Source organism: Candidatus Poribacteria bacterium (assembly GCA_021162805.1).
GTDB lineage: Bacteria > Poribacteria > WGA-4E > B28-G17 > B28-G17 > JAGGXZ01.
In genome coordinates this window covers 1-9,299 of the sequence record JAGGXZ010000191.1, presented here as the reverse complement: position 1 = coordinate 9,299, position 9,299 = coordinate 1, and the positions used below count along the sequence as shown (strand labels likewise).

Genomic DNA, 9,299 nt, shown 5'->3' with positions numbered 1-9,299 from the left:
CTTCCCCTTTCGAACTCCTCCTTCTCGATAATTTCCCTTATACGTTGGATTCCATCGCCGAACAGCGTGCCATATCCCCAGCATAGCTTGAACCCGTTGTATTGAGGCGGATTGTGGCTTGCTGTGACCATCACACCTCCCTCGATCCCATAATGGACGCGGGCGAAATAGAGGATCGGGGTGATCGTCTCACCTATCCCCACCACATCGCATCCCGTTGATAGCAACCCCTCCGTGAGCGCCTCACACAATATGGGGGAGCTGATTCTGCTATCATGGCCGACGACCACCTTTGAAACGCCGTTTTTGATGGCGAAGCTGCCATAGGAGCGGCCTATCTCGTGGGCGATCTCCTCTGTGATATCCTCGCCCCAAACCCCGCGGATATCGTACTGCCTGAAGATTCGGGATGGAACCCTCATGATCGCATCCTCCTCACTCCGGGAACAGCACTCCGTCCTTATCGTCCATGGGGTAGAATATCGGGCCGTTCTTCGTCCAAAGCTCCATCCACTTCTGAGATGAGCTGAACTCCCTCACACCCCTCAGGAAATCGTCCAGCTTGATCTTCGCAAGCGCTAACTGGGGTATCTCCCCATAAGCGGTGTAGGTCATGTAGATGTAATCGCCGATCAACGTCAAGCGGGGGTCCTCACATCCTCCTATCTCCCTACACATCCCGTAGTTCCTGAGATGATCCCGCCTCCTATCCTCCTCGTCCTCCGGCAGCTCATAGTACTCTATCTCCGGGCAGAAGATCGGATAGCTCGGCCTGCCGTCGATATGTAATCCATCCCTGCTCCAGGCGAGTCCTATCCGCGAGATACCATCGTATCCGAGAGCGCGGTATAGGATGTAGGTGATCCCATCTATCCTTATCGCCCCGGCGTTATAGACCAACCTTTCCCAGCGCACCCTCTCCCCGTTTACCTCGATCTCCACCTCAGGTCTGGGTTTGAGGATCGGGTTTCCGGAGAACCTTCTGAGCCTACCACAGGATGGATATGAGATGGGGTTGAGGATCGATCTGAAGACGTTCAGTATCTGGGTGGCGATCCTGCCCGGGGAGTTTCGATAGGCGAAGCTCCTCGCCCTCGATACCAATTTCTCCCTGAAAGAGGCGTCGTTTAAAACGAGCCTGATTCCCTCCTTAAGCCCCTCATCGTCCCTGTATTTCAGAACCTCCCATCTAAATGGGATGAAGAACCGGTTATCCCTGGCGGCGATCGGCGTGCCCCATCCGATCACCTGGAAACAGGTTGATGAGAGCACGGCCCCCTCGCCCTCTACGCCCTCGCCTTTATCGAGCACCACCACGTCCGAGGCGGCCACGTACTTCGCCCTTCTCATCCACGATGAGATCTCCACCCTGATCTCGTCGTATCCCCTCTCGAACCCCAGCTCCTTCAGCCTCCTCTCGAGCTCAGCTTTCTCCTCCTCGTCGTAGACGAGAGCGAGCAGGTATATTCGCGGGTCTTCCCTTCTCATCTCATAGAGTGCTCTGAACGGAGCGACGAAGTCGTACTCGCCGAAAGTTATGATTATCCTCTTCCCCTCGGGTAGCCTCAGGCTCCTCCTCGCCTCACCCTTATCGATCTCCAAAACCGGATAACACGGGAAGTCCGTGAGGTAGATCTTATCTTTCGGGTAGAACTGGGATATGAACTCGTTCTGTTCGGGCAGGAAGTTGATCACGGCATCGACGTACTCCAGGCACTTCCAGAAGATATGACCTTTTGGCTTCGGTTTGTTATCATGGTTGAGCAGGGCGATTTTCACGCCCCGGGATCTGATCTGGGGGAGGATCCCGATAAGCCCCTCACATGGGAGCATCCCCAGATCCTCCAACAGAAGCACGTTCACCCCCTCCTCGTCTATCGCCCTCAGCAGCGGTTCGGGATCGAACGGCTTCAGGCCATCAACCTTCCTGCCCGCTGTGGTGTAACATCTGGTGACGAACTCCTCGTCCCCCACCTCAAGCGGCCTGCCGTGAGGCGCCTCTCTGTAGTGGGTGAACACCTTCACATAATAGCCGTGATCGCGCAGCCATTCGACCACGGGGACGGTATGGCGCGTCACCCCTCCATCTGTGTTCCATGAGCCCATTATGGCGATCTTCATCCGGAGTTGAGAGCTATACTTTTGGGGGTCCTGCCTGATCTCCTCCGGGATAAGATCGGCGATCCTAGCTTCGGCGACACAGATCACCTCGTCAGCCGCCCCATAATAGACGAGGAGCTCATCCTCTTCACCTAGAATCTCCGTTGAGTCCTTATACTTGGGCACCACCCCGCAGGTGAAGGCCACGTTCGGAACCCATCCGTTCAGCTGATACCATCTCTCCTCCTCGGTCTCATCCTCCTCTCCCGGCTTGATTATGGGCTCGGGTGAACGGTAGAGGATCCTCTTGGGGTCATTCAGATCGCTCAGGACAACTCCTAAGCTGTAGATCCTCCTGTCATCCCGCATCTCAACGCCGTGATAGATCTGCAGCCAGCCGTATACGGTCTTGATAGGCGGAGCGCCGGCGCCGATCTTCTCCGAATCCCAATACCCCGGTCTAGGGGCCATGAACGTCTCGCCCACTCCCTGGTCGGAGCTTTCAAGCTCACCCGCGAACAGCATCTGCATGTCGGGTGGGATCCGATGAATCAGTAAGGCGTTTCTCTCGATCAGTTCCGGGAAAAATTTCACGAATTTCCTGCGCATCTCTCCATACCTCGCCCCTAAAATCTACCTTCAATCAAAGCCTTCGTGAGCTCAAGGGCGTACCTCGCCTTCTCCACCCTCACGGATAGGGGGACCTTATGCATCGCTCCTCCGATCTCCAGGTTGAAAAAGCCGTCGTAATTCACCTCGCGAAGCGCCCTCATGACACCTTTCCAATCGATGTTCCCTTCAAAGGGAAGGAGATGCTGATCGGAGGAGGAGTTATTATCATCTATGTGGGTTGCGACGAGGTGCTTCCCCAAAGCCTTGATCGCCTTATATTGGTTCAGCTTCTGCACGTTGGCATGTCCTGTATCCCAGCAGATCCCCGCCACCTCAGGACCTAGAGCTCTAACCAGGGACAGAAGCTCATAGGTTGTGGCGCCAAACACCCTTCTGCCCCCATCGTTCCTGTCGGCGGTGTTTTCTATAGCGATCCCGATCTGTAGCTGGCGTGCCGTGTCGGCGAGTTTGCCGAAGACCTCGAGGTTTCTCCTCCTCACCTCCTCAAGATCCTCCTCATCCTCGGAGATGGAAGCGGAGCCCGGATGAAATACCACCCATCTGACCCCTAACACCCCTGCCCATCTCAGCGACCTTTCGGCCTCCTCCATGTGTGCTTTGAGCTTTGATGGCTCCTCGCACGTATTAAACATCGGCCCATGCATCTGATGTATCAGAACGCCGAGCCTTTCGCACTGCCTCTTCAGATTTCTGAAACCCTCTTCCGGTTTCTCACGCTTGTCTATATCCCTCCAGTGTTTATCGGCAAGCTCAAAATACCTCCAGCCCGCCTCCCTCAGCCTTTCAATCGCCTCCTCCGGCTCAAACTCGACGAAGGCATCCGTCCATATCGAAGGTTTCATCATTTTACCTCCTGATCTGGGGATATTCTCACGTTTTGAAACGGCTTTACTCTCCTCCCATCGACCTCCATCTCCCTGAACGGGGTCAGGGCTGTGATGCCGACGTACCGGTTGAACTCCGGTATTTTCAGAAGTTCCTGGCTTCTGCCCACCAGTTCCCCGAGCTCCAACCTCCCATCGTCAAATCGCTTCACCCTCCTGATCAGATGATGCATCAGCCCGGCCGCTTCCCCGGAGATCTCCACAATGGCCAGCCTGCTCCCGCGGCATTCGAGCTTTATCTCCTCACCTCCCTTTAGCTCCCCTATATCGAACTCGCGGAACTCGCCTTGGTGGAGCTTTCGAACCTCAAACTTTTCCTCCCCCACGCTAACCCTTACATCCTCCGACAGGTTCATCCCAAATCTCAGGGGAGTGTAGAATCCCTCATGTGGATATGCGAAGGCGGCCGCAAGGTACTCTTCCTCCTGGACCTCTTCGGGAACCGCAAGGTAAACATCGAGTCTCGTGGCCCTTCTGGCCCTGGGGATACCGTCCACCTCGCCTTTGCCCTCAAGGCCCATCCACCTGAAGGGGACCCCTGGTATGTAGATCATACCCACCTTGCCCAATATGGCGGTCACCCCCTTCCCGCCGACGCCGTCCACCGAATGCCACGATTCCAGCTCGCCATCCTCCGTATAGGTCTCGAGCAGCAGTCTCAGCTTTCTCCCCTCCCTCATCTTAGCCATCACCAGCACATCATATACCGTTCCCCCTCGATAGCTTCCCGACTCACCGCTTGATCTCTCGTCGAACCGGATCGGCAGGCTGGCTACGTGGCATATCTTAACCGGTTTCTCCCCGCTTCCGCCGATCGATCTCACCTTCACCTTAGCCATCCTCTCAAGCCCTATCATCTCCCTCACCGTTTTCGGCGCGTCGACAAGCTCAATCTGCGCTCCGTTCATCCCCTTCCACTCGATCCCTCTCTCGAAGAGGGGGTCTTGGATGAGCTGCTCCATCTCGAATCCCCATACCCTCACCTTCCCGTTTCGAAGATCGACGGCGGGCAGATAGGCGGATCCTCCGTCCGACAGGAGAAACGGCAGCGAGACCGTGGTGGGGGAGTCATCGGTGAGCGTTGTCCTGATCGGGCGATGAAATTTAAGCTTCATCTCCCCTGTTTCGACGTTACGGTGAAAGATGCGGATCGCCTCTGTCCCTATCTCGACGATCACGTATCGTTCGGCATCGTATTTTCCTTCCTTCACGTTAGCATCTCCCCTTACATCCACCAGATCCCCCAGCAGCCTGAGACCCCACCTATGGATATGAGCGCCGCAGAACAGCTTCACCTGTGGGAACTCCCCGAGGAACCTCCTGAACGTCTCGACGCTGCTACCCTCCATCCCGATATCCTCATCGAGTCCGCGATGTGAGAGGATGACGGTTGTGAAGCTCCCGTTTTCGTCCAGATCTCTCCTCAGCCATGCTAGAAACCATGGCGTCCACACCTCATGCTTGCCGTTGAAGGCGAAGACGAAATGTATCCCACGCCATGTCATGCTCCAGAACCTTGGCAGACCGTCCCATGCCTCACATCTCGGCATGCCTCCCATCGCCATGATGAGTGGGTCCCTATCCGTGCCGACCGATCTCCTCGAATCATAGTTCCTGGAACATCCACCTATGCTCCACTCCCCGAAGAACTCATGATCCCCATGCTGATAGAGAACGGGGATAGGGGAGAGGGCGGAGAGGCTCATGATCACGGGATGCCCGCCGTTTGAGGAATCGCCTAGGAAGCAGACAAACTGGCATCCGGCTTCCGCGGAGTCCTCCACGAATCTCCCTATAACCTCCTTTGGGATCCGATGGAAACCATGGATATCCCCATGAATGGAGAACCTGATCGGTTTCATATCATCGTTTTCCTCCTTCGATCTTCGATCATATTCGACCCCTGAAAATCTCGTATATCGATATGCCCTGTCCCGGAACGTAGTCCGGTCCAAGGATGGTCTCCACGGCTTTCAGCACCTTCGCCGGATGTCCCCTTCAACCTCTCTCTATTCCCAGCTCCTCGAGCAACCCTGCTAGGAATCCCACGTTCTCCCTCGCCATCCCCTCCGGATCCTCCATGCCGTGACCGAGTTCAAGCGAGAGGACGTAATCGTAGCCCACGTCATGCAGGGCGGAGATTATCTCTCGGAAGTCCAAAACCCCTTTTCCGGGAGGGATGAACCTGAACTTCGGCTCAATCAGGGCGTCCTTCACGTGGGCGTGAACGATCCTCTCCCCGAACTCCTTTATGGTCGGGATCGGCGATTCGCCGTGATATGGATAATGTGACGGATCGAAATTGATGTAAAGGTCATCTCTGCCTACGAGCTCGATCAGCCGTTTCAAGGTGGAGTGGTTGCCCACCAGATAAACGAAGACGGGCTCGATGCCGACCTTGACTCCGCTACCTTCGGCGAACTCCAGAAGCTCCCTGTAGACCGCCTCAAGCCTTGAAAAGCCGCTTGGGATCGCCATGTCCTCGGGGAGTTTCCCCGTGACGGTGTGGACTACAGGGACGCCTATCTCGCTGGCCACCTCTATCATCCTCTTCGTATGGTCGACCCTCGCCTGCCAGTCGTCCGTAAGATATCCGACGTGACATTGGAAACCGGTTGCCTCAAGACCGAGGCCGGATATGAAGGAGATGAGGGATTTAGCCGTATCGGGGCTATATTGCTCGTCCGACCTGGAAAGGTCGCTCGCCGGAAGCTCAACCGCATCATATCCCCATCCCCTCGCTCTCCTTATCGCCTCTCTCAAGGGGATTTTGAGATCCCTTGCGATATCCCCCACCAAAATACCGAGTTTCATCGCTTACACACCTCCTCAGGGATTTTACAAGTTGCAAGCCCCCACCCATGGATGTGTCATCCTCGCCGAAACAATCGACCGGCGCGTCCTGATCCGGCGAAGATGCGAGTCCTATGTGAAAGGCAGGAGAAGATAATCGAACTCGATCATTTGGCTTCCTCAGAGGATAAAGGTTCCACTGCGAGGAACTTTCCAAAGAACTATCTCTTTATCCGGATACCTTTTCTTGGCTTCTACGTATGCCACTTCTGGGTCCTCCCACTTGCTCTTCAACGATGGAGACATACTTGTCTTCATATTTACTCAAATCTGCGGTGGTGAACCATTTAAAGGTCTTGTCCATCTTCAATCACCCCCAAAGTTTATCCCTCCCAAGCAACCAATTGCGTATAACGTTTGGCGGACATACGAAGTTCGGCTTTGCCGAATTTGGGCATAGCGAAGCGTAGCCGTATGTCCGCTGTTAGGCGCAGATGACAAAAATCTCAATTATATCATATTTTTCATCTTTCCAAGTTCCTTTATTCGCTCTCCAAGTTTTTTAGCAGCGTTAATAGCTTCCGTATCTTTTATTATTTCCCCTTCTTCAAAGGCTATCCCACAAACACCTCTGTTTGCTACGATCATCTCATGTTTAAGGAAAAATGCATTAATAGCAATAATAGCACTTTCTATACCGTATCTTCGACCAACAACAATTGCACCACCAATTTTGTTTCTAAGTCGTCCTCTAATACACCATGTACGGTCTATGAAGGCTTTAGTTTGGGCAGATACATTGTTAAAATAAACTGGACTGCCTATAACAATAGCATCGGCTTTTAATAGTGTTGGTATAATAATATTACACATATCGTCATCAATTACGCACTTACCTAACTTTTGACAGGCTCTACAGGATTCGCATGGTTCTATCCGATAATCTGCAAGTTTTATAAATTGTCCGCCAGCTACAGATAATGTAATTTTTAAAAGGTAATCTGTATTACTGTTTTTCCTTGGGCTTCCCGAGATATACACAATGTTCATGGTGGGATATCCCCTCCTTCATATTGAAGTGATTGCGTATAACGTGATCGGTGTTTGTGAAGCCCCAACTTGTCGGGGTTTGGGCGAAGCGTAGCGAACCACAAACACCGTGTTAGGCGATGTTTCAGCTACTTACTTATCATTGAGAACTTTTCTCATAAGGCTGCACAGTTTTCAAGTTAGGTATGGGCGCATAATGCTTCTGGTTAAAAGTGTATAAGGGCAAATCCAAAGCCACGGCTATTTGACCGATTAGAGCATCGAGAATCCCGAGCCCATGGCTGAGATGGTAGCGGGTAAATACCGATAATGCCTCATTACATGTCTCCGGTGAAGGCCAAACCACTCCATAGGTTCCCAGTTCCCTTTCTACCTTCTCTTGCTCCGCCTTATTTCTACAACCCTGAATCAGTTCCATGACCACGAATCCGGGCAAAATGATCTCCTCTTCCCCAAGGGAATCCAACCAAGCCACCGCAGGCGGATATTGGCGTAAAAGGTCTATCATCACATCGGTATCCAGAAGGATCATCCCTTACCCCTGGCGCCTCTGCGCTTGTTCTCGTAATTGACGTGCATAGGATGCGCTGTTTTTAATGTCTTCGCGATCCTTCCAGAGTCCAATTAATTCAGAATGAAGTAGCTGCCGGGCTGTCAAATGACGTCCGGGCATAGTTGAGGTTTCGATCAATAAAATCACCTCTGCACGTTGACCTTTCTTACAGGGCAAACCTGTCAGGAGGATTTCACCATCCTTCTCAACGACCTTATGAAAACGAATGGCTTTCATAACCTCTCACCTCCCGCTATTTTTTAAGGCTGAAATATCGCCTAACGTGATCGGTGTTTGTGAAGCCCCAACTTGTCGGGGTTTGGGCGAAGCGTAGCGAACCACAAACACCGTGTTAGCCGAAGCCAGCCCATTTCTATCGCCTCTCCAGCCGAACGATTCCAGCTTGGTAATCACATGAAAAGCGAAACCGATTAATCAAGTCACGTCCTAGAACCGATGGAAGTCTCAGAATACGGGAGACTTCTTCAGGAGGTAATTGGCCCAGGTCGTGCTGCACAATCCACAAGTCTTGTCGTTGTACTACATCACCTTCGTCCGATGCAAAAGTGAATTCTACATCCCGCACCAGAAATGATCGCACACTTCCTCCAATGCCGACAATAGGCAACGATGCCGGTTCAAGACTTTCAGGCTGTATACCTAAGAGCCTGACATCACGATCCAGGAGGGTCGTGCGAGAGGCGCCCGTGTCAGCCAAGAACCAGACCAATCCTTGAAAACGTGCCGAACGAAGATGAACGGCAAAATAAGGTGCATCCCCGATGAATCGGCCCCGAATGATCACAGCACCATCTCCAAAGGCTCACGGGTGATGAATTCAACGCATGTGTGAGCCGGGTCTGATAGCTTCGATAGTAAACCTGTCAAATCGGGGTCGCTGGCAATTACTTTGCCATCCTTGACAGCAATCCATTGCTCAGCATACTGCTCCAGAAGCGCTTTCAGATTTTCACTTACCCATACATGATCGGCTTCAAAGGCAAGCAGCTCATCGGTTAATTGGCTCTTCATTTTTAACCTCGCTTTTCTCCATAGCTGGTTTCGTCTAACGATTTGCGGGTATGCGAAGCCGTAAGGGTTTGACGCATACCCGCTGTTAGGCGCTGTCTTGGGAACAGTATTCATCAACTTCATCTCCTGTGGACTTGATCAATCATTGCTGCCAGATAATTCGAAGGGAAAAACATTCTATCCTGCCACTTCCTCTCTTTGTATCGTTTTATCCGATCTAAAATAAATTCTTCTAGGTAGGTAAGCTGAAGATG

General features: G+C 52.7%; 9 protein-coding genes. All 9 read right to left on the bottom strand.

Annotated elements, in window-relative coordinates; all coding sequences use genetic code 11:
* Nucleotides 1–422, bottom strand: a 422-nt coding sequence (locus tag J7M22_15720; protein MCD6508054.1) for a phosphomannomutase, incomplete at its 3' end; no start/stop codon positions are given.
* 13 nt (nucleotides 423–435) lie between these two features.
* Nucleotides 436–2,709, bottom strand: a complete 2,274-nt coding sequence (locus tag J7M22_15715) for a hypothetical protein (GenBank protein ID MCD6508053.1) — start codon at nucleotides 2,707–2,709, stop codon at nucleotides 436–438.
* Between the two features lie 17 nt (nucleotides 2,710–2,726).
* On the bottom strand, nucleotides 2,727–3,575 hold the full coding sequence (locus J7M22_15710) for a sugar phosphate isomerase/epimerase (protein MCD6508052.1): 849 nt from the start codon (nucleotides 3,573–3,575) through the stop codon (nucleotides 2,727–2,729).
* Nucleotides 3,575–5,479 carry a hypothetical protein gene (locus tag J7M22_15705; protein ID MCD6508051.1) on the bottom strand — a complete coding sequence of 635 codons (1,905 nt, stop codon included), beginning with the start codon at nucleotides 5,477–5,479 and terminating at the stop codon, nucleotides 3,575–3,577. Before J7M22_15705 ends, J7M22_15710 begins: the two co-directional genes overlap by 1 nt.
* A gap of 136 nt (nucleotides 5,480–5,615) precedes the next feature.
* Nucleotides 5,616–6,431 carry a sugar phosphate isomerase/epimerase gene (locus tag J7M22_15700; protein ID MCD6508050.1) on the bottom strand — a complete coding sequence of 272 codons (816 nt, stop codon included), beginning with the start codon at nucleotides 6,429–6,431 and terminating at the stop codon, nucleotides 5,616–5,618.
* 489 nt (nucleotides 6,432–6,920) lie between these two features.
* The gene (locus J7M22_15695; protein ID MCD6508049.1) at nucleotides 6,921–7,460 is read right to left on the bottom strand and encodes a flavodoxin family protein; all 540 of its coding nucleotides are present in this window, start codon (nucleotides 7,458–7,460) and stop codon (nucleotides 6,921–6,923) included.
* A gap of 139 nt (nucleotides 7,461–7,599) precedes the next feature.
* A complete protein-coding gene (locus J7M22_15690) occupies nucleotides 7,600–7,992 on the bottom strand; it encodes a type II toxin-antitoxin system VapC family toxin (GenBank protein MCD6508048.1) in 393 nt (130 codons plus the stop codon).
* A gap of 3 nt (nucleotides 7,993–7,995) precedes the next feature.
* Nucleotides 7,996–8,250 carry a hypothetical protein gene (locus J7M22_15685; protein MCD6508047.1) on the bottom strand — a complete coding sequence of 85 codons (255 nt, stop codon included), beginning with the start codon at nucleotides 8,248–8,250 and terminating at the stop codon, nucleotides 7,996–7,998.
* Between the two features lie 564 nt (nucleotides 8,251–8,814).
* Entirely contained in the window at nucleotides 8,815–9,159 is a 345-nt protein-coding gene (locus J7M22_15680) for a hypothetical protein (protein ID MCD6508046.1), read from the bottom strand.
* Between the last annotated feature and the right edge of the window lie 140 nt (nucleotides 9,160–9,299).